The organism is Photobacterium sp. WH24, assembly GCF_019204055.1.
Lineage (GTDB): Bacteria > Pseudomonadota > Gammaproteobacteria > Enterobacterales > Vibrionaceae > Photobacterium > Photobacterium arenosum.
On sequence record NZ_JAGSOZ010000004.1, the window covers coordinates 213,685 to 238,898 of the forward strand.

Sequence of the window (25,214 nt, forward strand, 5' to 3'; positions counted from 1 at the left end):
GGCAACAATCAAATCACAATCTGAGTCCATCAGTCTGCAATTTTTGCCCATGAATCACGCAGACCCACAGTTCGGTTGAACACTAAGTGCTCAGCCGATGAATCTTTGTTATCCGCACAGAAATAGCCCATACGTTCAAACTGGAATGCATGCTCAGGCGCAGCTGCTGCCAGGCTCGGCTCGACAAAACCATTCATCACGATCAGTGAATCCGGGTTAATCGTCGAAGCAAAGTCCTCTGCTGCACCCGGGTTAGGTACAGTGAACAAACGATCATACAGGCGAATTTCAGCAGGCAGTGCCTTTTCTGCTGACACCCAGTGAATCACGCCTTTCACTTTGCGGCCATCTTCAGGATTTTTACCCAGCGTATCAGCATCATAGGTACAGAAAATAGTGGTAATCTTACCGTCGGCATCTTTCTCAACCCGCTCGGCTTTAATGACATACGCACCACGTAAGCGTACTTCTTTACCCAAGACTAAACGCTTGTACTTCTTATTGCCTTCTTCACGGAAATCTTCACGTTCAATGTACAGATCACGGCTAAATGGCACTTCACGCTCACCCATTTCGGGTTTATTAGGATGATTACCCACGGTGAGAATTTCCGTATCACCAAAGTTTTCGATCACTAACTTCACCGGATCCAACACGGCCATGGCCCGAGGTGCGTTCTCGTTCAAATCGTCACGGATACACGATTCAAGAGAGCTCATCTCAATGGTATTGTCCTGCTTGGTGACACCAATACGCTGACAAAACTCACGAATAGAAGCAGCCGTAAAGCCACGTCGACGTAAGCCCGAAATTGTCGGCATGCGAGGATCATCCCAGCCTGAAACCAGCTGTTCAGTCACCAGCTGGTTCAGCTTGCGCTTGGACATGACTGTATATTCCAGGTTCAGGCGGCTGAATTCATACTGACGAGGTTGAGACTCAATAGTAATGTTATCCAGCACCCAATCGTACAGACGACGGTTGTCCTGGAATTCCAGGGTACACAGCGAGTGCGTAATACCTTCCAGCGCATCAGAGATACAGTGGGTGAAATCGTACATCGGATAGATGCACCACTTATCACCTGTCTGATGGTGAGTTGCGAAGCGTACGCGGTACAGCACAGGATCACGCATAACCATAAACGGCGATGCCATATCAATCTTGGCCCGAAGCGACATTTTGCCTTCTTCGACTTCGCCATTTTTCATTTTCTCGAACTGCGCCAGATTCTCGGCCACAGGACGGTCACGATAGGGGCTTGGTTTACCCGGCTCAGTCAACGTGCCGCGATACTCACGCATTTCTTCTGGTGTGAGTTCATCAACATACGCCAGGCCTTTGTTGATCAGTTCCAAAGCGTAGCCATACAGCTGATCGAAGTAGTTAGATGAGTAGCAAATCTCACCGCTCCACTCAAAGCCCAGCCAGTTTACGTCTTTCTTAATCGACTCTACGTATTCGATGTCTTCTTTTTCTGGGTTTGTGTCATCAAAACGCAGATTACATTGTCCCTGGTAATCCTGAGCAATACCAAAGTTCAGGCAGATAGACTTCGCATGGCCGATATGCAGGTAACCATTCGGCTCAGGCGGAAAACGTGTGTGGACGCTGGTGTGCTTACCACTGGCTAAATCCGCATCAATAATCTGGCGGATAAAATTGCTTGGACGAGCTTCAGATTCACTCATCAATTACACCTCGTGCGCTAAAAGGATCTTCGAACCTGTTATGATCCACAAATACAGGTCATGACTCAACAATTAGTGTGCATTGAATCATGATTAGGGCAAAAAAAAGCCGACCCTGACGGGCCGGCCTCACTTTCAGTTATCTTTCGCTATCAGATTAACTGTCTATTATGGCAGTTTAACTGCAGACAGGTCTTCTGACGCCGGGATTTTCTTCATCTCACCGGCAACGATCTCAGCCAGTGGGCCAAGAATAACTTGCAGGTTATTTGAACCTAATTTCACAACACCCATAGCACCCAGTGCTTTCAGTGTTTTCTCGTCAGCCAGACTGCTGTCTTTCAGTGTCAGGCGCAGACGAGTGATACAGGCATCAATATTTTCCAGGTTGCCGTGACCACCCAGGGCTTTCAGATATTGTTTTGCCAGCTCACCAGTTTCCTGAGAACCAGAAGCCAGCACTTCATCTGAATCAGTATCTTCACGACCCGGTGTTTTAAGATTGAACTTCACGATAGCGAAACGGAAGATCGCATAGTAAATCGCAAAGAATACCAGGCCCTGAACAATCAGCATGTACCATTGAGTTGCCAGCGGGTTTTTCGATTGCAGTACCATATCAACCATACCGGCAGAGAAACCGAAGCCGGAAATCCACTGCATGCTGGCTGCGATATATACAGAGATACCGGTCAGAACGGCGTGAACCACATACAGTGCTGGCGCCAGGAACATGAAGGCAAATTCCAGAGGCTCAGTAACACCTGTGAAGAATGAAGCGAAGGCAGCGGCAATCATGATAGACGCGACTTTCTCTTTGTTCTCAGGTTTAGCTGTGTGATACATAGCCAGTGCCGCACCAGGCAGACCGAACATCATAATAGGGAAGAAGCCACCCATGTAGATACCTGTCTGACCAGGTACAGCTACACCGTCAGCAATAGACTTAGCGCCACCAAGGAAGTTCGGCAAGTCATTAATACCCGCAACATCGAACCAGAATACTGAGTTCAGTGCATGGTGCAGACCAACAGGGATCAGCAGGCGGTTGAAGAAGGCGTACAGACCCGCACCTACATCACCCAGGCCCTGGATACCTTCACCGAAGTGAACCAGACCGCCGTAGACGTGAGGCCATACGTACATCAGGACAAAGGCCAGGAAGATACCGGCAATGGATGTCAGGATAGGCACCAGACGTTTGCCACTGAAGAAAGCCAGTGCCTTGTGCAGTTCAACCGTTGAGTAACGGTTATACAGCTCAGCCGAGACGATACCTACCAGAATACCGACGAACTGGTTTTCAATTTTACCGAATGCCGCAGGAACAGCACTTGGGTCGATACCCTGAATTTGAGCAACGGCCGCTGGAGAACAAAGAGTGGTGACAACAAGATAGCCAACGAAACCGGAAAGTGCTGCTGCACCATCTTTATCTTTTGACATACCGTATGCGACACCGACAGCAAACAGTACAGACATGTTGTCGATAATCGCGCCACCGGCTTTGATCAGGAAAGCTGCCAGTGCACTGTTGGCACCCCAGCCGTTCGGATCAATCCAGTAACCTATACCCATGAGTATTGCGGCGGCAGGCAACGTGGCGACCGGCACCATCAAAGCCTTACCTACTTTCTGAAAATATCCAAGAATATTCACCCTTAGTTCCCCCTATGGTTTTCTTAGATGCGGTTGAGATAACTTATTTTAGCTACCCGATTAAGTAAGTTGCAGTGTATGCCTTTAATTTCGCCCCGCAAATTAAAACCTTATCATTTGTGATCCTAATCACCAGCATTTGGCGGGTTTGAGCGATTTTGCTAGCCCGGTCATAAAACTTATTTTATTATTCGAAAGAAAGGCGATATACCGCTAAAATTCTCAAGTATTCTTTTCTAGCAACGAGGTGTTACCGTGAGACTTATCCCACTGAACAACGCGAACGAAGTTGGTTTGTGGTCAGCACGCTATATTGTTGATCGTATTAACAAATTTAAACCAACCGCAGACCGTCCATTCGTACTAGGTCTGCCCACCGGCGGTACCCCTCTGACCACCTACAAACGTCTGATTGAGCTTTATAATGCAGGCGAAGTAAGTTTCAGACATGTGGTGACATTCAACATGGATGAGTACGTTGGCCTATCCTCAGACCATCCGGAGTCCTACCGCAGCTTCATGTTTAACAACTTCTTTAACCACATTGATATTCAGGAAGAAAATATCAATCTGCTGAACGGTAACACGGACGATCACCAAGCAGAATGTAAGCGTTATGAAGATAAGATTAAATCATTCGGCAAGATCCATCTATTCATGGGTGGTGTTGGCAACGACGGGCACATTGCGTTTAATGAGCCGGCTTCTTCACTGGCCTCCCGTACACGTATCAAAACCCTGACCGAAGATACCCGCATCGCCAATTCCCGATTCTTTGATGGTGATATAACACAAGTGCCTAAATACGCACTGACTATCGGGGTTGGCACACTGCTGGACGCGGAAGAAGTGATGATACTGGTGACAGGCCATAACAAAGCCCAGGCACTTGAAGCTGCTGTAGAGGGTTGTGTAAACCATTTGTGGACTGTCTCTGCGCTGCAATTGCATCCGAAATCACTGATTGTGTGCGATGCCCCTGCCACACAGGAACTGAAAGTGAAAACCGTTCGCTATTTCCAGGAACTGGAAGCAGAAAACATCAAACACCTTTAACTGATAGGAAGTGTTCATGTACGCGCTGACCAACTGCCGCATTTTTACAGGTAGCGATGTGCTGGATAACCACGCTGTTATTATTGACGGAGTGAACATTCACGCTGTATGTCCTGAGGCAGAGCTACCTGCCGATATGCCCACTCAGGATCTTGACGGAGCAAACCTGTCTCCAGGCTTCATCGACCTTCAGCTTAATGGCTGTGGTGGAGTGATGTTTAATGACGAAATCACTGCAGACACCATACAGACCATGCATCTGGCAAACCTGAAATCAGGTTGTACGAGTTTTTTGCCCACGCTCATCACCTCTTCTGATGAGGATATGAAAGCTGCGATCGCTGCAGCGCGTGATTACGAAAAGCACTACCAACACCAGTCTCTGGGTTTGCATCTGGAAGGCCCCTATCTCAATGTCATGAAGAAAGGCATCCACAGTGTCGAGCATATCCGGCGCTCAGATGAGGCCATGATCGCTACACTTTGCGAGAACGCTGACATCATAACCAAGGTGACACTGGCACCGGAGCAAACCCCGGCAGAGCACATTGAGCGACTCGCAGAGGCTGGCATTGTCGTGTCCGCAGGACACACCAATGCGACCTATGCAGAGGCACGAAAAGGGTTTGCCGCCGGCGTTACTTTTGCCACCCATCTGTTCAATGCCATGACACCCATTGCTGGCCGCGAGCCTGGTATGGTGGGTGCCATCTATGATACGCCTGAGGTATACACAGGTATCATCGCCGATGGCTTTCATGTCGACTACGCCAATATTCGCATAGCCCACAGAATTAAAAAGGAAAAATTAATTCTGGTTACAGATGCAACAGCACCGGCAGGAGCAGACATAGATCACTTTATTTTTGTCGGTAAGAAAGTATATTACCGCGATGGCAAGTGTGTTGATGAAAATGGCACACTCGGCGGTTCAGCCCTGACAATGATTGAAGCTGTTCAAAACAGTGTTGAACATGTAGGTATTGCCCTGGACGAAGCGATTCGCATGGCCACCCTTTACCCTGCCCGTGCCATAGGTATGGATAAGACACTGGGGGCTATCAAAAAAGGCATGGTGGCTAACCTGGCAGTTTTTGATCGTGATTTCCGTGTCCGGGCGACAGTGGTTAACGGAAAATACGAGCAAACATAACTATGAATGGCGGACAAATCGGTAATGTCGACCTGGTAAAACAGCTGAATAGTGCAGCGGTTTACCGACTCATTGACTTGCAAGGCCCAATTTCTCGCATACAAGTGGCAGACGTAAGTCAATTAGCCCCGGCCAGCGTGACCAAAATAACCCGCCAATTGCTGGAACGCGGCCTCATTAAAGAGGTCGCACAGCAGGCTTCAACCGGTGGCCGACGAGCCATCTCGCTGACAACAGAAGCAGCTCCCTTTCACTCTGTCGCTGTCCGTCTGGGCCGCGATTATATCGAACTGACCCTGTACGATTTAGGTGGTAAGAGTCTGGCTGGCACAGCTCATCACTTTCCCTACTCAAATCAACAAGAACTGGTTGATGGCTTACTTGAGCATATCAGGCAGTTTATCGGTGCCAATCAGACCATTCTGAGAGAGCTGATTGCTTTTGGCATTACCCTTCCAGGCCTGATTGACCCGGAAAAAGGCATTGTCGAGTACATGCCCAACATCTCGGTCGACTCTCTGGCTCTTGCAGATATCATTACTGATAAATATGGCGTTTCCTGCTTTGTCGGTAACGATATCCGCGGGCTGGCATTAGCTGAGCATTATTTTGGCGCCAGCCAGGACTGCCGCGACTCCATTCTGGTCAGTGTCCACCGTGGGACAGGAGCAGGCATTATCGTCAATGGCCAGGTATTTCTTGGTTATAACCGCAACGTCGGTGAAATCGGCCATATTCAGATTGACCCACTCGGTGATAAATGCCAGTGCGGTAACTTTGGCTGTCTGGAAACTGTTGCCGCCGATCCGGCGATTATTCGCCATGTTAAAGCGCTCCTGGCACAAGGTTACCCAAGCAGCCTGCAAAAACTCGAAGATGTCACTATGCCTGCTATCTGCGAGGCAGCCAATCAGGGTGATGAGCTGGCAACCCAGGCCTTAGTCAAAGTGGGCTACCAGCTAGGTAAAGCCCTGGCGATGACAATTAACCTGTTCAACCCACAGAAAATCGTTGTGGCAGGGAATATCACCTTAGCCAAGGACATTATCTTTCCCGCAATCCGCCGATGTGTTGAAACCCAATCACTGTCAACCTTCCACCAGTCGTTACCTATCGTTGAGTCTCAACTCTATACGCAGCCGACTATTGGTGCATTTTCCATGATCAAACGTGCCATGTTAAATGGCGTTCTGCTGCAGCGCCTGCTGGAAGATTAATTCTACGCCGGGAACCCCTTCCCGGCTGACCTCTCAAAAACCCTGTTTTTTGTAGGGCATGTATCGCCACAGACATGCCCTGTGCTATATTCCCCCATCAATGCAACTAATTGAAATACCAACGCTTATCAATAGTCTGGAAATCACATTTCATGATGGATCTGATTTACATTATCGCCGCGTTTCTCGCCGGCTATCTGGCACTGCGTGCCAAGCTCCCGCCACTAGTTGGATTTTTATTGGCAGGATTTACTTTAAATTCATTCGGTTACGCCTCCACACCTGTTATTGATACACTCGCTGATCTGGGCGTAACCCTTCTGCTTTTTTGCATCGGGCTAAAGCTTGATGTCAGAACCCTGCTACAAAAAGAGGTGTGGGCCGGCGCCACAATACATAACCTGCTCACTACCCTTATCTTTACGCTGGCACTGTTCGGTTTAAAGCAGCTCGGTTTAGGTATCTTTAGCGAGCTAGAGCTAACACAGCTCGCTTTGCTGGGCTTTGCCCTCTCTTTTTCCAGCACAGTATTTGCCATCAAGGCGCTGCAGGAAAAAGGGGAGCTGAACGCAACCTACGGCACTATCGCCATAGGTATTCTCGTCATGCAGGATATTTTCGCGGTTATATTTCTTACGGCATCAACCGGAAAGCTACCAGAGATCACCGCACTGGCCTTATTCGCATTGCCCCTGCTGCGTCCCTCATTGTTTAAGATTATGGATAAAGCCGGTCATGGTGAAATGCTGGTACTGTACGGCATTTTCCTGGCGCTTGTTGCCGGTGCCGGTTTGTTCACTTTTGTTGGCATGAAAGCCGATCTCGGCGCACTGATAATGGGAATGATGCTGGCGGCCCATCCTAAATCCTCTGAGCTGTCCAAATCACTGTTTAACCTCAAAGAGCTTCTGCTGGTTTTCTTCTTCCTCAACATTGGCCTGGCCGAGCCTGCAACGTGGACAGGCTTCTGGCTCGCGATATTGCTGCTGGCCTTATTGCCGTTAAAAGGTTTACTTTACTACCTGGTTTTCCATTGCTTCCATTTTCGGGTACGTACTTCGCTTCTCGGCACTTTAACACTCTTTAACTACAGCGAATTTGGACTGATTGTCGCAGGGCTCGCCTACAGCCTGGGCTGGTTACCGGGAGATTTTCTTGTCGCTATCGCTATCGCCGTGTCGCTCTCTTTCCTGTTATCAGCGCCGCTGAACAGTTTCAGCCATCGTATCTATATGGAAAGTACCCGCTGGCTTAAAGAATTTGAGCCGGACAAGCTCAACAGCAATGACAGGCTGATTGACTTAGGCAATAAACAGATCCTTATTCTGGGCATGGGTCGAATTGGTACCGGAGCTTATGAAGAAATGATCCGCCGCTTTGGTCCGCAAGTCGTCGGTATTGAAAACCGGGAAGAATCTGTGGAAGAACATGCCAAAGAAGGCCGCCACGTCATTCTCGGTGATGCGACCGACCCAGACTTCTGGGCCCGGGTGGTCTCTCGCCATCAGACGCGGTTAATACTACTGGCCATGCCGCACAGCCAGGCAAATGCGTTCGCTCTCGAGCAAATCAGGCAACTTGGCTATAAAGGAAAGATTGCCGCTATCGCCCGCTACGAAGATGAAGAAGCGACCTTAAGAGAGCTGGGCGTCGATGCCGCTTTTAATATCTATCGTGAAGCTGGCAACGGTTTTGCTCGCCATGTCTGCGAGTCGGTGACTACCGACATCAAATCCTTTTAATTGACCCCAAGATTACTGCACGGCAGCGAAAGTTGCCGTTCAGTATTTGGTCCAAAAACCTCCTGATTTAAGATTTCATTCGGTTAAACTCAATTTAATTAAATAATATTCACCAAAGGTGAGTTTATTACATTGATATGGGATTTTTAGTTGCTTTTGTTTGTTGAATACGCAATTTTAACAATCAGAACGAAACAAAAGCTCAGGGATAAAATAATAAACCCTTTTTTAATCGCTTTGTTTCCCAAGTTTAACTTTATGTTGGAGTAGTCAGTATGTGCTCAGTATTCGGGATTTTAGATATAAAAAGTGACCCATCTGCCCTGCGTGAAACCGCGTTGGCAATGTCAAAGAAAATGCGTCACCGTGGTCCAGACTGGTCAGGCATCTATTCGTCAGACAAAGCCATTCTTGTTCATGAGCGTCTGGCCATTGTGGACCTGAACAGCGGCGAGCAGCCACTGTACAACACAGACAAAACCCATGTACTGGCCGTCAATGGCGAAATCTACAACCACAAAGACCTACGTGCTGAACTGGCTGCCGACTACCCGTTTCAGACTGAATCTGACTGCGAAATTATTCTGGCGCTTTACAAAGAGAAAGGCCCTGAATTACTCGACTACCTGAACGGTATCTTCGGATTTATTCTGTATGACGAAGAACAGGATGCTTACCTGATTGGTCGTGACCACATTGGCATCATCCCTCTCTATCATGGTCATGATGAGCACGGCAACTACTATGTAGCGTCAGAAATGAAAGCTTTGGTGCCAGTGTGTAAAACCATCAGCGAATTCCCTCCGGGTCATTACCTGTGGAGCAAGAAAGGCGAACCGGCTCAGGCACCTGTACGCTATTACAAACGCGACTGGATGGAGTATGACGCGGTTCGTGATGCGAAAACAGACAAAGACAAACTGAAAAAAGCGCTGGAAAACGCAGTGAAGCGCCAGCTGATGACAGACGTGCCTTACGGTGTTCTGCTGTCGGGTGGTCTGGATTCCTCGGTGATTTCAGCAATTACCAAGCAGTTTGCCTCCCGCCGTATTGAAGATGACGAAAAATCTGATGCCTGGTGGCCAACACTGCACTCTTTTGCCGTTGGTCTGGAAGGCGCACCGGATCTGAAAGCCGCGAAAAAAGTGGCCGATCATATCGGCACGGTACATCACGAGCTGACTTATACGGTTCAGGAAGGCCTCGACGCGATTCGTGATGTGATTTATCACATTGAGACCTACGATGTCACAACGATTCGCGCCTCCACACCTATGTATCTGATGTCACGCAAAATCCGCGCCATGGGTATCAAAATGGTACTGTCTGGCGAAGGGGCTGATGAAGTCTTCGGGGGTTACCTGTATTTCCACAAAGCGCCTAACACGCAGGAATTCCATGAAGAGACAGTGCGTAAGCTGCTGGCTCTGAACATGTTCGACTGTGCACGTGCCAACAAATCCATGGCGGCCTGGGGGATTGAAGCGCGTGTGCCATTCCTGGATAAAGAGTTCCTGGAAGTCGCTATGAGCATCAACCCGCAGGATAAGATGTGCGGCAACGGCAAAATGGAAAAGCACATTATCCGTGAGTGCTTTGGTGACATGCTGCCTGAATCTGTGGCATGGCGTCAGAAAGAGCAGTTCTCTGACGGTGTTGGTTACAACTGGATCGACACGCTGAAAGAAGTCGCCGCAGAGAAAGTGACGGATCAGCAGCTGGAAACTGCCCGTTTCCGCTTCCCTTACAACACACCAACCTCCAAAGAAGCCTACGTCTATCGTGAAATCTTTGAAGAGTTGTTCCCGCTGGAAGATGCCGCTAAATGTGTGCCGGGTGGCCCGTCTATCGCCTGCTCCAGTGCCAAAGCCATTGAATGGGATGAGAGCTTTAAAAACAGTGCTGACCCATCTGGTCGTGCGGTTGCTGCCGTCCACAACGAAGCCTATCAGAAGGCTTAATTACCGAGCGTTACTCCATCCAAGAGCGCGTCCGCCTTTGCCTGCCTTATCTCCGCACGCAAAGGCAACAAAAAGGGGCCAGGAAGGCCCCTTTCCCCTTTTTATCACCCGCACGTCCCCCGTCAGATCATGTCTGTCCACACTGTATCTGTTACAACGGTGCCCACAAGCTAACAGCGGCATGACGGCCTGATGCGCAGGCAGCAAAGCGCTGAAAAGCTGGATAGCACAAATAAAAAAGGAGCCAAAGGCTCCTTTTTTATTTGTCGATTAACCGTAGAACAGCGTGCTGCGATTATACGTCGTAGGTTGTGGAGGCAGTATCGCCACCAGTGCCCGTCCAGTTAGTATGGAAATACTGACCGCGTGGCTGGTCGATACGCTCATAGGTGTGCGCACCAAAGTAGTCACGCTGTGCCTGAATCATATTTGCCGGCAGACGCGCAGTGGTGTAGCCATCCAGGAAGGTCAGTGCAGATGTCAGACACGGCATTGGCAGACCAATTTCCAGTGACTTAGCTGCCACTTTACGCCATGCTTTCATGCCGTTTTCCAGGATTGCTTTGAAGTATGGATCCGAGCCCAGGAACGCCAGTGAAGGATCCGCTTCAAATGCATCACGAATGTTGCCCAGGAAAGCTGAACGAATGATACAGCCACCGCGCCACATCAGAGCAACGTTACCGTAGTTCAGATTCCAGCCGTTGTCGTCAGACGCCTGACGCATCAGCATAAAGCCTTGTGCATAAGAGATAATCTTAGAGGCCAGCAGTGCGTGACGTACTGCGTCCAGCCACTCTGCTTTGTCGCCTTCAACAGCTTCGACTGTTTTGCCAAACAGCTTCTCTGCCTCTTCACGCTGACCTTTCAGCGAAGACAGGCAGCGGGCAAACACAGATTCAGTGATCAGTGTCAGCGGAATGCCCATGTCCAGCGCATTGATGCCTGTCCATTTACCCGTGCCTTTCTGGCCGGCCGAGTCCATGATTTTCTCAACCAGTGGCTCACCATCTTCATCACGGTAGGCCAGAATATCAGCAGTGATTTCGATCAGGTAGCTGTTCAGCTCAGTCTCATTCCAGTCACGGAACGTCTGTTCCATTTCTTCGTGGGTCATACCCAGACCGGTTTTCATGAAGTGATACGCTTCGCTGATCAGCTGCATATCACCGTATTCGATACCGTTGTGAACCATTTTTACAAAGTGACCGGCACCTGACTCGCCAACCCAGTCGCAGCAAGGCTCGCCCTGCTCAGTTTTAGCCGCAATCGCCTGGAAAATCGGCTTCACGAATGGCCATGCTTCCGCATCGCCGCCAGGCATAATAGAAGGTCCGAAACGTGCGCCTTCTTCACCACCGGAGACACCCGCACCGATGAAACGCAGACCTTTGTCTTTCAGGTAATCCACACGGCGGATGCTGTCTGGGTAGTTAGAGTTACCGCCATCAATAATGATGTCGCCTTTGTCCAGCAGCGGGATCAGTTGCTCGATAAAGCTGTCGACCACATCACCGGCACGTACCATCAGCATGATTTTGCGAGGGGCTTCCAGCTTGTCTACCAGCTCCTGCAGGCTGTAAGCGCCCTGGATCTTAGTGCCTTTAGCCGGGCCATTCAGAAATTCGTCGACTTTGGCAGCTGTACGGTTATGCGCAACGACCTTAAAACCGTGGTCATCCATGTTCAGGATCAGGTTCTGGCCCATAACGGCAAGGCCGATTACACCAATATCACCTTTCATTTATTTATTCTCCAATCGCTAACTTACTGGCTGCTAGTGCATCCAAATACCATTCGGTCTTACCCTGGCGAGCCTGAATTTTGGCGGCCGGGTAAGGCAGGCTATCGGCTGGCTGAGAGTGGATTTCTGCCACAATCTCGGTTTTACCCGCACCGATAACCAGATAAGAAATTCGTTTTGCCGCTTCCAACAGACGGGCTGATTTGCTGACACGCAACTGACCGCTTTGCGGATGAGGCGCAACCAGGCTTAAACCGGGTTCATCATAGTCAGTCTGTCCCGGGAAAAGAGACGCAGTATGACCATCCTCGCCGACACCCAGTAAAATCCAGTCAAAAACAGGTAATCCGTTTTCAGCCGGAATCACCGCTGCCATTTCTTCAGCGAAACGCTTGGCTTCGGCCTGAGGCTGATCTTCACCACGGATGCGGTGGATATTGGCTACCGGGATTGCAACGTGATCAAACAACAGTGCCTGGGCACAACCATAGTTACTTTCTGCATCATCCGGTGCAACGCAACGCTCGTCGCCCCACCAGAAATGCAGATTCTGCCAGTTAACACCTTCGGCATACGGTGCCTGGGCCAAAGCGGCAAACAACTGTTTAGGTGTGCTACCACCTGACAGCGAAATATGCACAGGCTTATCTTGCTGGCTGATAGCCATCATGTCGTCAGCCAGGCTCTTAACCACGGCTTGCGCATCAGCATGAATTTTAAGATCAGTCATAATTATAACTCGCAGTATTCGGTATCAGTCAGGTTTGAACACGGGAAGCGCCACTGGCGATTATCTCTGGCCAGCAGTTCATCGGCTTCTTTCGGCCCCCAGGTACCACAAGCATAACCAAACAGGGCATGCGGATCCTGATTGAATGACAGAATCGGCTGAACATAACGCCAGCAAGCCTCAACCGCATCGCTGCGTGCAAACAAGGTTGAGTCACCGGCCATGGCATCCAGCAGCAAACGCTCGTAGGCTGTCAGCACATTGCTGTCAACCAGTTCGTCGTAACGGAAATCCATCGCCACTTCCTGGGTTTTGAATCCTGCGCCCGGACGTTTCAGAGCAAAGTTCATCAAAATGCCTTCGTCAGGCTGGATACGCAGAACCAGCTTGTTATCGGGCGCATCTTTACCAAATACAGGGTGCGGCGTTTTCTTGAAGTGAATAACCACTTCGGTGACACGCGTTGGCAGACGTTTACCGGTTCGGATGTAAAACGGTACACCGTTCCAGCGCCAGTTATTGATAAAGGCTTTCAGGCCGACATAAGTTTCGGTACGGGAATCTTCAGAAACGCCTGGCTCTTCACGATAACCGGCAAGCTCTTTACCGCGTAATTCAGAGGCTGTGTATTGCCCCAGAACCAGGTTCTTACGCAAATCTTCTTCAGACAGTGGCTGCAGGCTATTGAGCACTTTGGCCACTTCATCACGCATTACGTTGCCATTGATAGCCGATGGCGGCTCCATAGCAACCATGGCCAAAACCTGCAGCAGATGGTTCTGTAGCATGTCGCGAACCGCACCTGCGTTTTCGTAATAGCCACCGCGTTCTTCCACACCCAGGAATTCCGCTGCGGTAATCTCAACGTAGTCTATAAAGTTACGGTTCCACAATGGCTCAAACATACCGTTAGCAAAGCGAAATACCAGCAGGTTCTGAACCGTTTCTTTGCCCAGGTAATGGTCAATACGGAAAATCTGGCTTTCTTTGAAGTGCTTGTGCAGTTTCTTATCCAGTTCCTGAGCGGTTTCCAAATCGTAGCCAAACGGCTTCTCGATGATCAGTCGTTTCCAGCCGGTGCTTTCATCATTCAGACCATGGGCAGCCAGACTGGCCGGGATCACATCATATAAGCTGGGGGGAGTGGCGAGATAGAATAGAGTGTTACGAGGAGCAACAGACTGAGTGGCTTTTTCTTCCAGTCGCTGTTGCAACTTACCATAGTCATCACAATCTAACGTGTTGATGGCCTGATATCCAACATGCTGACAAAATGCAGCCAACTTCTCGGGATCCGTCTTCTCGGTTTTGACCAGAGAAGCCCGGACTTTTTCTCTGTATTCCTCATCACTGTTTGCAGTACGGCTTACGCCAAGGATAGAGAAATCAGAAGGTAGCATCTGATTAACATACAGATGATACAGCGCTGGGATAAGCTTACGATACGTTAAATCGCCTGAGGCACCAAAAATAACAATATCGCTGTTTTCAGGTATGACCATGTTCTTTATCTTTCCCTAACAGGTATACAAGTTTGACGGGTCTAATTCCGGCAAAGCATAACATTCAGAACGACAATGTGCTGATGTCCTGGCCTCTCAATTTGATAGGTTATACCTATCAGAAAGTGGGGTTCCCCAAGATGGAGCACACTATATCTGCATTTGTCACAAAGTTACATCCCGCTAATTCTATCAACTGACATAAAAACTGAAACATGAAGGCCGGATAAAATATCTCGCTGCCCGCCCATTTTCAGGTAGCCACCTTAGCTTTGTCGAATGACTTGAGCTGAAATTACATGAAAAGCATAAAAAAACGCCGCGAAGTTGAGCAAAAATCAAAATCTAAATATTTTACCTTCTGAAAAAAAATCATGGCAAGCAGGCCAATACTGCACACTTTTCGCGTCGCGTCTTTAGTGCAAAATCATCCTCACCGGCCAGTTTTCATCACGATATGCTGAGCGCCTTATTTGGTAGGCTTTCTGAAAGTAATTAACAAAACCTATCAAACGAAATCGTTTGCCTGAATATAACCGTGACTCTGAACCCAGAATCATGCCGATCTTACCAAGGCTGAAAAACAAAAAACCGCCAAAATGGCGGTTTTTTACAAACATGAAAGCCTGTGCTTTTCATCGGAATCGGGGATATCAACGTTCCCAATACGCCTCTTCCAGACTGTCTTCCCGCTCGGGTAACCCTCGTGACAAACGCGGAGAGTGCTGAGCCAGCACTTCGTAACTGACGCGATTCGAATACAGGCAGATTTGAGAAAACGATGAATAGGCCAGGAAATCGTAGCTGTGCTTACTGGATTTCGGCACGTTTTCTTTATGGTAACGGTTCGCTGCCATATCGTGCAGTAGCGCGGACAGTGCGCCGTCCCCGGCACCATTGGTATTTTTAATGCGCTCCGGCCCACCCATATAAGGGGCAATGTGCGAATAAACCCGAAGAGGCGTTTCGCAATCGGCTTTGGTCATCGGACGACTAAACTCGTAGCGGTTAAACTCAGGAATCTCACCAGGCAGCAGCGGCAGACTGGTCGTTCGCTTAGTGCTCTCTTCCGTATAACCTGCTGTGTACAAACCTACAGGACCCGCGGTACACAACACAAAATCAACCCAATCCAGGGCTTTATCAGAAGCCAGTAATGGATCGGAAAATCCTGTCAGTGCTTCGGCTTCGTCTTCATTCATAGCAACAACCGTGACATGCTCACGCAGGAAATCGCGCCACCATTGCGGATCATCCGCAATCACAAACTTGGTACCCAATGTCAGTACAACCGGCACATCGTATTTCTTGGCATACTGAATGGCACGCATGGTGGCTTCCGGCATTGGATCGCCCTCTTTGCAACGCACCAGGTATGCCGTCAGCACCAGCGCAGAAGCACGCTCAAAGATCGACTCCGGAATGCTGTCTGGTTCCAGCTGGTTCATCCGGCCTTCGTTAATGGCAAACGTCCGCTCACCATCAGGCGTGATCAAGGCGAAGCAGCGGCCAATCGGCCCGTTCACCGGCTGAAGGTTATTCAGATCCATACGGCTGGATGTATTGACCAGGTACCGGTATGCATAACTGCCAATCTGGATATCCTGGCTCATCACGCCCAGAAGCACGGATTTATCATCCGCCAGTACCGAATAGTTGTGCAGCGTATTTCCTATCGTTCCACCCGCGAACTCATGACGAATCAGGTCTTTTTCTTTCAATTCACGATAAAGTGCTTCTGCTGCCTCTTCGGCGATAACCAAAGAGTGTCCTTTGCTCAGCGCATAGCGACTCAGAAACTCATCATCGACACACGCTTCAATATCCACCAGCGTTTGGTCTATGCCAACGACATGCGTACGCGCAAGCGGTTTGCTGCTGGCCTGAGTCAGAAGCGGATCTCGGGCATGGACGGGAAAATAGTGTTTTGATTTACGTTGACCAGGAAATTTCATGATATCGCGCTGCCGGGTAGAAAAAACTTGCGGATGATATCACAAAATATAGTTCAGTGAAGAAATGGCCCAAACAATAAGTGCGAGCCAGATCATGATATATGTAGAAGTTAAGAAAAGGTTACCAGCCCTGGGTATGCTGCCGGATCAGGGTTTCCATCATAGCAATATGGGTGCTGTTATCATTGAGGCAGGGGATCAGGTTGAAGGTTTCACCTCCGGCATTGATAAAGGCATCTTTACAGCCCTCTGCGATTTCTTCGATGGTTTCCAGACAATCGACTGAAAACGCAGGACAAATCACATCCAGCCGTTTAACCCCTTTTTTTGCCAGTTCAATAATCGTTGGCTCGGTATAGGGCTTCAGCCATTCTTCACGACCAAAAATTGACTGATAGCTCATGCTCATCTTTTCTCTTGGCATCGCCAGCGCTTCCGCCAGAAGTGCCGTTGTCTGGTTACAGTGCTCGGGATAAGGATCGCCCAGATCAGCGTAACGTTTTGGAATTCCATGGTACGAGCACAACAAGTAGTCAGGCTCTCCATGCTCGGCCCAGACATTAGTGACCGATTCAGCAAGCGCCGAAATATAGCCAGGGTGGTCCTGGTACTGATTGATAAACCTGAGCTCTGGCAGATAATCTGTTTGTTGAAGGCTGCGCGCCACTTTATCAAACACAGCAGCGGTAGTCGTGCGCGAATACTGTGGATAGAGCGGTAAGACAATCACCTTTCGGCAACCCTGATCATTGAGCATCGACAAGGCTGACTGAATACTGGGGTTACCGTACGTCATACCGAGTGCAACCGGTATGTTCAGCCTTTCTTCCAGCGCGTCGCGTTGTCGCTGCGAATAGACCATCAGCGGCGAGCCTTCCTCAAGCCAAATCGACTGATACAGTTTCGCAACCTTAGGAGAACGGATAGGAAGAATTGCCCCGTACAACGCCGGTCGCCATAGCCATTTAGACAGATCGACAACACGGGGGTCACTCAAAAATTCACCCAGAAAACGCTTTACAGCCGCTGGGGTTGCTTCATCCGGTGTACCCAGATTGACCAAGAGTACGCCAATGCCTTTATTCTCCATCATCACCTGCAGTTCATCTTGTTATTCAATGACAGTGATAGTGTACCATTAAGCGGTTGATTTGCCCTGGGTATCGCAGTCTTCAGCATAAAAAAAGCGGAAGGCTGTTAACCTCCCGCTTTTTGACCATACAGTCTGCTAACCCGATTCGGTTAATCGCATTGACTGTGGAACATCACTGATATTCGATTAAGCTAAAGCTTTTGCCAGCTCTGCACTGACATCAGCCACTGGCTGTGTACCATCAATTTTGATGTAGGTAGTGTTGCCAGCATCTGCTTCTTTGCTGTAATAGCTGATCAGCGGAGCAGTTTGATTATGGTATACACCCAGACGTGCACGAACTGTTTCTTCTTTGTCATCTTCACGGATAACCAGTTCTTCGCCAGTGACGTCATCTTTACCTTCCACTTTCGGCGGATTGTAAACGGCATGATAAGTACGGCCTGACGCCAAATGTACACGGCGGCCCGCCATACGTTCGACAATTACGCTGTCTGGAACGTCAAATTCAATGACGTAATCCACTGCCACGCCAACTTCTTTCAGGCCATCAGCCTGAGGAATAGTGCGTGGGAAACCGTCCAGCAGGAAGCCTTTTGCACAGTCGTCTTCAGCAATACGCTCTTTGACCAGACCCAGAATAATATCGTCAGACACCAACTGACCTGCGTCAATCACGGCTTTCGCTTGTTTACCCAGCTCAGTACCCGCTTTGATTGCCGCACGCAGCATATCACCCGTCGAAATCTGAGGAATACCAAATTTCTCCATGATGAATTGTGCCTGTGTGCCTTTACCTGCACCTGGAGCGCCCAGAAGAATGATGCGCATCTTGATCCCCTTTTCTAGTAATTAGCCGGAGTTTTTGGAAAGTCAGAAAAATACACTGATTAGACCATACTCGCAAGTCCGCGTCTCTGGAAGCTAAACGATTACATTCTTTATCAGCATACTCTTTGAAGCAAAACGGGCGCAGATTGCCTCTGCGCCCGTGGTTTATTATGGCTGCGCCAACAGTTTATTGACTGCCGCCAGGAACTGGGATGGATCTTCCATCGAACCCCGTTCAGCAAGCATCGCCTGCCCCAGTAACATCTCAACCCAGCGGCCAAATGCATCTTCGTCTGCTTCATCGGCCATACGATTCACTACCGGGTGTTTCGGATTCAGCTCAAAAATGTACTTCACTTCCGGCGCTTCGTGACCAGCCGCAGCCAGCAGTTTCGCCATCTGTGTTCCCATTTCATTTTCATCCGTCACCACCACAGCCGGTGTATCCTGCAGCTTGAACGTTGCCCGGACATCTTGCACACGATCACCCAAATAGGCTTTGGTGCGCTCGATAACCGAAGCAAATTCTTCTTTTGTCTGCTGCTGCGCTTCTTTCTCTTCTTCGTTTTCAAACTTAGAAAGATCCAGACCAGCCTTGGTAATTGACTGGAACGGCTTACCGTCAAATTCCGGCAGATGACCCATCAGCCATTCATCAATGCGGTCGTACATAAGCACCACTTCCAGGCCTTTGGCACGGAACTGCTCCAGGTGCGGGCTGTTTTTCGCCGCCTTGAAACTGTCTGCGGTAATATAATAAATCTTTTCCTGACCTTCTTTCATCCGGCTGACGTAATCTGCCAGAGAAACGCTTTGTTCAGACGTATCGTTATGGGTTGAACTGAAACGCAGCAACCCGGCAATTTTCTCGCGGTTGGCAAAATCTTCCGCCACACCTTCTTTCAGCACTTGGCCGAACTCTTGCCAGAACGATGCATACTCATCTTTCTTCGCCAGTTTTTCCAGCATGGACAAGGCACGCTTGGTACAGGCTTTGCGCAGCGCCTGAGTCACCTTGTTGTCCTGCAGAATTTCACGGGACACATTTAACGGCAGATCATTCGAGTCAATCAGACCGCGCATAAAGCGCAGGTACATCGGCATGAACTGCTCGGCATCGTCCATGATAAACACACGCTGAACATACAGTTTCAGGCCGTGCTTGCTGTCGCGGTTATACAGGTCAAACGGCGCTTTGGACGGAATATACAGCAGACTGGTGTAGTCTTGCTGGCCTTCCACACGGTTATGGCTCCAGCTCAGTGGCTCAGCAAAGTCATGGGAGACGTGTTTGTAGAATTCTTTGTACTCATCATCTGAAATATCAGATTTACTGCGGGTCCATAACGCCTGTGCTTTATTGACCTGCTCCCACTTTTTACCGGTCTCCTTGCCTTCCTCATCGTGCTCAGCCGTTTCCATCAGCACAGGAATGCCAATGTGGTCTGAATATTTACTGATGATATTGCGCAGGCGGTACTCGCTGAGGAATTCTTTTTCTTCTTCACGCAAATGAAGAATGATCTCGGTACCACGGCCCGTTTTCTCGATATCCTCAACCGTATAGTCGCCTTCACCGGTTGAGTGCCAGCTTACCGCCTGCTCGACGGCCGCACCGGCGGCACGGGTATTGACAGTCACTGCATCGGCAACAATAAACGAAGAATAGAAGCCGACGCCAAACTGACCAATCAACTGAGAATCTTTGCTCTGATCTTCACTCAGCTTCGAGAAAAAGTCTTTAGTACCGGACTTGGCAATAGTCCCCAGGTGCTCGATCACCTCATCGCGGGTCATACCGATACCATTGTCACTGATAGTGACAGTGCCCGCTTTTTCATCAAACGACAAACGCACTGCCAGCTCGCCATCATTTTCATACAGCTCAGGAGCTGAAAGGGCACGAAACCTCAGTTTGTCAGCCGCATCAGAAGCATTGGAAATCAGCTCCCGTAAAAATATCTCTTTATTTGAGTACAATGAGTGGATCATTAAATGAAGCAATTGCTTCACTTCTGACTGAAAACCACGTGTTTCTTTATTTTTCTCTAAAGTTTGCTCGCTCATTTGAACTCCGTAATCCAGGTTTACCTCATTACTGATACCTAGATATGGTCAGTTCAACTTAAATCAAGCCTTAGCGTGAAAAAATCTAAGATTGCCCTCAAGTCAGCATCTTAGCTATTCAATGAACGGTCGGACGACTATGATATACGAGTCACAAGTCACCAAAAGGCTGGTAATGGATCATACGCATTGTAAATTTCTGATTGGCAACAGATTTACTTTCTCCCCCCAACACAACAGCCTGGCTGACAATCTTCAGCCGGAAGAAACCATTTATTTAGGTATCAATGAAAGCCGGGCATTGCATTTGCTGCTGGATGAACCGGGCACCATAATCTCCCGTCAGCGTATGCATGATTTTATCTGGCGCGAGCAAGGGTTTGAGGTGGATGACTCGAGCCTGACTCAATCGATTTCAACCTTGCGTAAGTACCTGCAGGACTCAACCCGCTCGCCAGCCTTTATCAAGACGATACCCAAGCGCGGTTATCAGATGATAGCCAGTGTCGATCGTATTGACGCAGCCCCTGCCCCTCCAGCCGATATCCCCAATGGTGTACAGACTGATAACAATGATGGCTTCATTGATTCGCCCAAACCATTTCCGGTATCTGCAAGCCTGGCTGAGGATACACCTGACACAACGTGTATACAGCCAGCGACACAGATAACGCACGCCCCGGCAACACGCCGGTTTTTCCAGCCCAGGTACATGATCAGCGCCCTGGCAACCTTCATACTGTGTATTGTATTACCGCTCTGGGCATACCTGGCACCGCCACCTTCATCGAGCGCCTTCTATAAAGCCTTTATGATCAATGATATTCCCGTGCTGATTCCCAGTGAGGTAGAGGTTACCGGGAAATGGCGTCCACTCATCAGGCAATGTGTCTCCGCCCAGATGCTGAACAATGACAACAAGCCGTCAGCAGCACCGACCAAAATCATTGTCACAGGCGGGGCGCATAATCAGCTGTGGATTAATCTGATTTATACGCGGGCTGATTACCGGAAAAATATGACACTGACGATAGTGACACTTGACAGAGAAAGGGATCTGCCATGTTCAGTACACTAACCCAGCCGGGCAAAACGCACAGATATTACTTGTTCATCATCATTGCATTAACAAGCCTGGTGACCCTGGGCAGCCTTTACTATTTCTTCAGCAGTGACCATAAGATTTCCCGTTTTCTTACTTCGCATAACTGGCAGTCTTACGCGGTCACAGATGTGGCTTCAACAGAGGTGCCCGGGCTCGAAATTCTTAAAAAGGTCATTGAAACCAGCCATATTGTCTATATGCCTAACCAGTCATATTCCCGGGTAACCCGGGTGACTCTGATTAATGAGGAGCAGGGCCAGCTTCACCTGACGATTACTGAATATGGCCGGTGGGAAGTCAGTGGTGGTTATCTGCAGATTCGGCCGACGCACTTTAATGAGCTGAAAACAGGTAATGAAAGCGCATTCAGCAACAAGCAGATTACCGCTATCAACCAGTATTTTCAGCTCAATGCGGAACAAAGTAACCGGATTGATATCATGAGTGAAAAAGCCGTGCTGTTAACCGGACTGAATACCCGCTCTCAGGTGCTGAACGCCAACCTTTAACGAAAAAAACCGACGGTAATCGTCGGTTATTCATAACAGGTCAAGAATATGGCAAAGCGGCTTTAATACAGTTTCTGCCGGCCTGCCAGAGAATGCGACAGTGTTGTCCCATCCACCAGCTCCAGCTCACCACCCACAGGTACACCATGTGCAATCCGGGTCGCAGGTACCTGATAAGCCTGACAAAGCTCGGCAATGAAATGCGCAGTAGCCTCACCTTCAACCGTGGGATTGGTGGCCAGGATCAGCTCGGCAATGTGTTCATTTTGCAAACGGTATTCCAGCACATCTAACCCGATATCGCTCGGACCGATGCCATCTAATGGCGACAGGTGTCCCATCAGCACAAAATATCGGCCTGAAAACTGACCTGTCGCTTCAACGGCCATAATATCTGCCGGACTTTCCACCACACAAATCTGGCCATTTTCCAGACGACGGGGATTTTCGCAGATAGCACACACGTCTTCTTCAGTGAAGGTACGGCAATCGCGGCAATGGCCTATTTCGGTCATGGCTTTTCCCAGCACATCAGCCAACTGCAACCCACCCTGACGGTTGCGTTGCAACAGGCTGAAAGCCATACGCTGCGCTGATTTTGGCCCAACACCGGGCAGGCAGCGCAGCGCGTCCATCAACTGCTCAAGTAACGGACTGGTACGCATTGATTAGAATGGCATCTTGAAGCCAGCAGGCAAGTTCATGCCGCCGGTAACACTGGCCATTTTTTCTTTCTGCGCTTCTTCAATACGACGTGCCGCATCGTTAAAAGCAGCCGCAATCAGATCTTCCAGCATTTCTTTATCGTCTTCCATCAAGCTGTCATCCAGCTCAACACGACGAACGCTGTGACCGCCGGTCAGGGTCACTTTTACCATGCCGGCACCCGCTTCACCTGTCACTTCCATGTTGGCGATTTCTTCCTGCATTTGCTGCATACGCTCTTGCATCTGCTGCGCCTGCTTCATCATGTTCGCCATACCACCTTTACCAAACATATCTTCTCTCTCTATCGGTCTGGTTAATTTATAAGGGTCTTACGCTCTCTTCATCAAGTACAGCACTGAATCGCTGACAGATGAAAGTCACGTGAGGATCCTGCTGCAGACTTGTCTTAGCCTGATCCAGTTTCTGTTGATAAATGTATTCCCGCCATTCCAGGGGAGTACGTCCATTATCACCAGGCTTGATGTGTAATTCTATCTCTTGTCCCAGTATCTCAGCCAGTGCTGTGCTTAACTGAGCCCTGGCTTTTTGTGTATCCAGATGCTGCTGAGACGGACGCAGATACAAAGTCAGGTCACTACCCTGCTGCTCCATCGCAGAATTTAATGCTAATTGCTGTACCAAACGATCGGTATTTAACCGGGTCACCAGTTCTGACCAACTATCCTGCTTTGCCGCTTCACTGACAAGCAGTTCCGCCATTTCAGGTGTTTTTTCGTGCTCCAGCGCTTGCTTCAGATCAGTGGGCGCGATCGCCTCCGGCAATTGCGTGTCAGGCTCGGGCTGACTCGTCGGCTGCCACTGATAATCCTCAGCTTTGGCTGGCTCAACTGGCTGTTGCTGAGCGACCGGCGACACGTGATTTGCGCCTGCTGGCTGAGAACGGCGACCAGCATGCTGGCTCGTGATCCGTTCCAGCACACTGGAAGCAGGTTTCTTCACCGACGCCGGCTCAGTCTTTTTTGGCTCGACAGGTTCCTGGCCTCGCCGACTCTGGCTACGCAAGCGATTTCTTGCCGCCAGTAGCCCGGACGCCGGTGATGCAGCCTGTGTCATTGCCGCAGGCTGAGGTGCCGTTTGCGGCTCAGGAGCATGATCAGGCGCCATTGCTGGCTCACGAACTGATGCAGGATCGTGAACTGTTGCTGGCTCGGAAGCCGCTACAGGCTGCGAAGGTGAGTCACCTTCAGATACAGGCCTTACCGCTTCTGACTGCACTGCCGGTCGAACCGCTGAAGTGTCCGGAGGTGCAGTTCTTGGCTGAGATGCAGCCGGACGACCAGCTGGTACTGATGCCGGTACAGGAACCGCCTGAGGAGTTAATGCGCCCGCCGCGACAGGACGGAATGCCAGCATACGCAACAGCACCATTTCCAGTCCTGTACGGCCATCCGGTGCCAAAGGTAAATCCTGCCGGCCCTGCAATGCGATCTGGTAGTGCAGCTGCACATCCTGCGGCGACATTGATTTGGCCAGCAGAACGATTCTGTCGGCATCAGGTGCGGACAGATCCAGCGCGGCAGGTAACACCTGATACATAGCCACACGATGAAGCTGCGCGGCTAATTCACTCAGCAGGCTATCCCACTCCACACCAACAGTGGCCAGCTCTGCCAGGCAAGCCATTGCAGGCTCGACCTGGCCCTGAGCCATTGCTTCCAGCAAATACAGCGCCTGCTCTGTATTGAGCGTACCGAGCATAGCCGCAACTGAGTCTGACTGTACCTGGCCGTTACCCAGAGCAATCGCCTGATCGGTGAGGCTGAGTGCATCTCGCATGCTGCCTTCTGCAGCACGTGCCAGCAGACTCAGCGCTTTGCTGTCGAAGGTGACACTTTCTTCGGTCAGGACATGGCTCAGCTGTTGCTGTATCTGGGCATTATCCAGATGTTTGAGGTGAAACTGCAGGCAACGGGACAGAATCGTCGCAGGCAGTTTTTGAGGATCTGTGGTCGCCAGAATGAATTTTACGTGCTCTGGCGGCTCTTCCAGCGTTTTCAGCAAGGCGTTAAAACTGTGACGAGACAGCATATGCACTTCATCGATCAAATAGATCTTGAAGCGCCCTCGCGCCGGTTTGTACTGTACGTTATCCAGCAGTTCCCGGGTATCTTCGACCTTTGTTCTGGAGGCGGCATCTATTTCCAGCAGATCAACAAAACGTCCCTGCTCAATTTCCAGACAAGTATGGCACTTGCCACAGGGGGATGCTGTGATGCCCTGTTCACAGTTGAGCCCTTTGGCAAACAGGCGGGCAATGGTTGTTTTCCCCACGCCACGGGTACCACTGAACAGGTAAGCATGATGAAGTCGGTTATGTGTCAGCGCATTGGTCAGGGCTGTCAGGACATGGGATTGGCCTACCACATCATCAAAACGATGCGGCCGCCATTTCCGAGCCAGAACCTGGTAACTCATGGTGATAAATCCTACAGAATCCGATCAATCAGTGACGGTGATCCGCCAGACTGAA

At 49.7% G+C, this 25,214-nt stretch carries 19 protein-coding genes; 7 read left to right on the plus strand and 12 right to left on the minus strand.

From position 1 onward, the window contains the following. Positions 1–29: 29 nt before the first annotated feature. Both glnS and nagE read right to left on the minus strand, forming a co-directional pair. Complete coding sequence (gene glnS / locus KCG43_RS07205) at positions 30–1,691, minus strand: glutamine--tRNA ligase (RefSeq protein ID WP_192014836.1); 1,662 nt, start codon at positions 1,689–1,691, stop codon at positions 30–32. Positions 1,692–1,859: 168 nt separating this feature from the next. Beyond that, on the minus strand, positions 1,860–3,350 hold the full coding sequence (gene nagE, locus KCG43_RS07210) for an N-acetylglucosamine-specific PTS transporter subunit IIBC (RefSeq protein WP_218384125.1): 1,491 nt from the start codon (positions 3,348–3,350) through the stop codon (positions 1,860–1,862). A 255-nt stretch (positions 3,351–3,605) separates the two neighbouring features. Between nagE and nagB the strand changes: the two genes are divergently transcribed. From nagB to asnB, 5 genes are all read left to right on the plus strand, one after another. After that, positions 3,606–4,406, plus strand: a complete 801-nt coding sequence (gene nagB / locus KCG43_RS07215; protein ID WP_192014834.1) for a glucosamine-6-phosphate deaminase — start codon at positions 3,606–3,608, stop codon at positions 4,404–4,406. A gap of 16 nt (positions 4,407–4,422) precedes the next feature. Further along, the gene (gene nagA, locus KCG43_RS07220; RefSeq protein WP_218384126.1) at positions 4,423–5,559 is read left to right on the plus strand and encodes an N-acetylglucosamine-6-phosphate deacetylase; all 1,137 of its coding nucleotides are present in this window, start codon (positions 4,423–4,425) and stop codon (positions 5,557–5,559) included. Between the two features lie 2 nt (positions 5,560–5,561). Continuing rightward, entirely contained in the window at positions 5,562–6,776 is a 1,215-nt protein-coding gene (locus KCG43_RS07225; RefSeq protein ID WP_218384128.1) for an ROK family protein, read from the plus strand. Positions 6,777–6,931: 155 nt separating this feature from the next. After that, positions 6,932–8,518: a cation:proton antiporter family protein gene (locus KCG43_RS07230; protein WP_192015054.1), complete on the plus strand. Its 1,587-nt coding sequence runs from the start codon at positions 6,932–6,934 to the stop codon at positions 8,516–8,518. A 275-nt stretch (positions 8,519–8,793) separates the two neighbouring features. Further along, positions 8,794–10,479, plus strand: a complete 1,686-nt coding sequence (asnB, locus tag KCG43_RS07235) for an asparagine synthase B (protein ID WP_192014831.1) — start codon at positions 8,794–8,796, stop codon at positions 10,477–10,479. A gap of 295 nt (positions 10,480–10,774) precedes the next feature. On the opposite strand, the gene gnd is transcribed toward asnB, so the two are convergent. From gnd to htpG, 7 genes are all read right to left on the minus strand, one after another. Continuing rightward, positions 10,775–12,223: a decarboxylating NADP(+)-dependent phosphogluconate dehydrogenase gene (gnd, locus tag KCG43_RS07240; protein ID WP_192014830.1), complete on the minus strand. Its 1,449-nt coding sequence runs from the start codon at positions 12,221–12,223 to the stop codon at positions 10,775–10,777. Between the two features lie 4 nt (positions 12,224–12,227). After that, entirely contained in the window at positions 12,228–12,953 is a 726-nt protein-coding gene (pgl, locus tag KCG43_RS07245) for a 6-phosphogluconolactonase (protein WP_218384130.1), read from the minus strand. 2 nt (positions 12,954–12,955) lie between these two features. Beyond that, complete coding sequence (gene zwf, locus KCG43_RS07250; protein ID WP_218384132.1) at positions 12,956–14,455, minus strand: glucose-6-phosphate dehydrogenase; 1,500 nt, start codon at positions 14,453–14,455, stop codon at positions 12,956–12,958. Positions 14,456–15,108: 653 nt separating this feature from the next. Continuing rightward, positions 15,109–16,410 carry an inosine/guanosine kinase gene (locus tag KCG43_RS07255; RefSeq protein ID WP_192014827.1) on the minus strand — a complete coding sequence of 434 codons (1,302 nt, stop codon included), beginning with the start codon at positions 16,408–16,410 and terminating at the stop codon, positions 15,109–15,111. A gap of 121 nt (positions 16,411–16,531) precedes the next feature. Beyond that, positions 16,532–17,500, minus strand: a complete 969-nt coding sequence (gene hemH / locus KCG43_RS07260) for a ferrochelatase (protein WP_192015053.1) — start codon at positions 17,498–17,500, stop codon at positions 16,532–16,534. Between the two features lie 189 nt (positions 17,501–17,689). Continuing rightward, positions 17,690–18,334 (minus strand): adenylate kinase, encoded by a 645-nt coding sequence (adk, locus tag KCG43_RS07265; RefSeq protein WP_027252658.1) that lies wholly within the window; start codon positions 18,332–18,334, stop codon positions 17,690–17,692. Positions 18,335–18,502: 168 nt separating this feature from the next. After that, positions 18,503–20,401 (minus strand): molecular chaperone HtpG, encoded by a 1,899-nt coding sequence (htpG, locus tag KCG43_RS07270; RefSeq protein ID WP_218384135.1) that lies wholly within the window; start codon positions 20,399–20,401, stop codon positions 18,503–18,505. 175 nt (positions 20,402–20,576) lie between these two features. On the opposite strand from htpG, the gene KCG43_RS07275 reads away from it, so the two are divergent. Then, complete coding sequence (locus KCG43_RS07275; protein WP_218384137.1) at positions 20,577–21,479, plus strand: transcriptional regulator; 903 nt, start codon at positions 20,577–20,579, stop codon at positions 21,477–21,479. Continuing rightward, positions 21,464–22,015 carry a regulatory protein ToxS gene (locus KCG43_RS07280; RefSeq protein ID WP_218384139.1) on the plus strand — a complete coding sequence of 184 codons (552 nt, stop codon included), beginning with the start codon at positions 21,464–21,466 and terminating at the stop codon, positions 22,013–22,015. Before KCG43_RS07275 ends, KCG43_RS07280 begins: the two co-directional genes overlap by 16 nt. A 62-nt stretch (positions 22,016–22,077) precedes the next feature. On the opposite strand, the gene recR is transcribed toward KCG43_RS07280, so the two are convergent. The 3 genes from recR to dnaX are packed head-to-tail and all read right to left on the minus strand — an operon-like array spanning position 22,078 to position 25,159. After that, positions 22,078–22,680: a recombination mediator RecR gene (recR, locus tag KCG43_RS07285; RefSeq protein ID WP_027252661.1), complete on the minus strand. Its 603-nt coding sequence runs from the start codon at positions 22,678–22,680 to the stop codon at positions 22,078–22,080. A gap of 3 nt (positions 22,681–22,683) precedes the next feature. Then, positions 22,684–23,013, minus strand: a complete 330-nt coding sequence (locus KCG43_RS07290; RefSeq protein ID WP_192014823.1) for a YbaB/EbfC family nucleoid-associated protein — start codon at positions 23,011–23,013, stop codon at positions 22,684–22,686. A gap of 28 nt (positions 23,014–23,041) precedes the next feature. After that, a complete protein-coding gene (gene dnaX, locus KCG43_RS07295; protein WP_218384141.1) occupies positions 23,042–25,159 on the minus strand; it encodes a DNA polymerase III subunit gamma/tau in 2,118 nt (705 codons plus the stop codon). Positions 25,160–25,214: the final 55 nt, after the last annotated feature.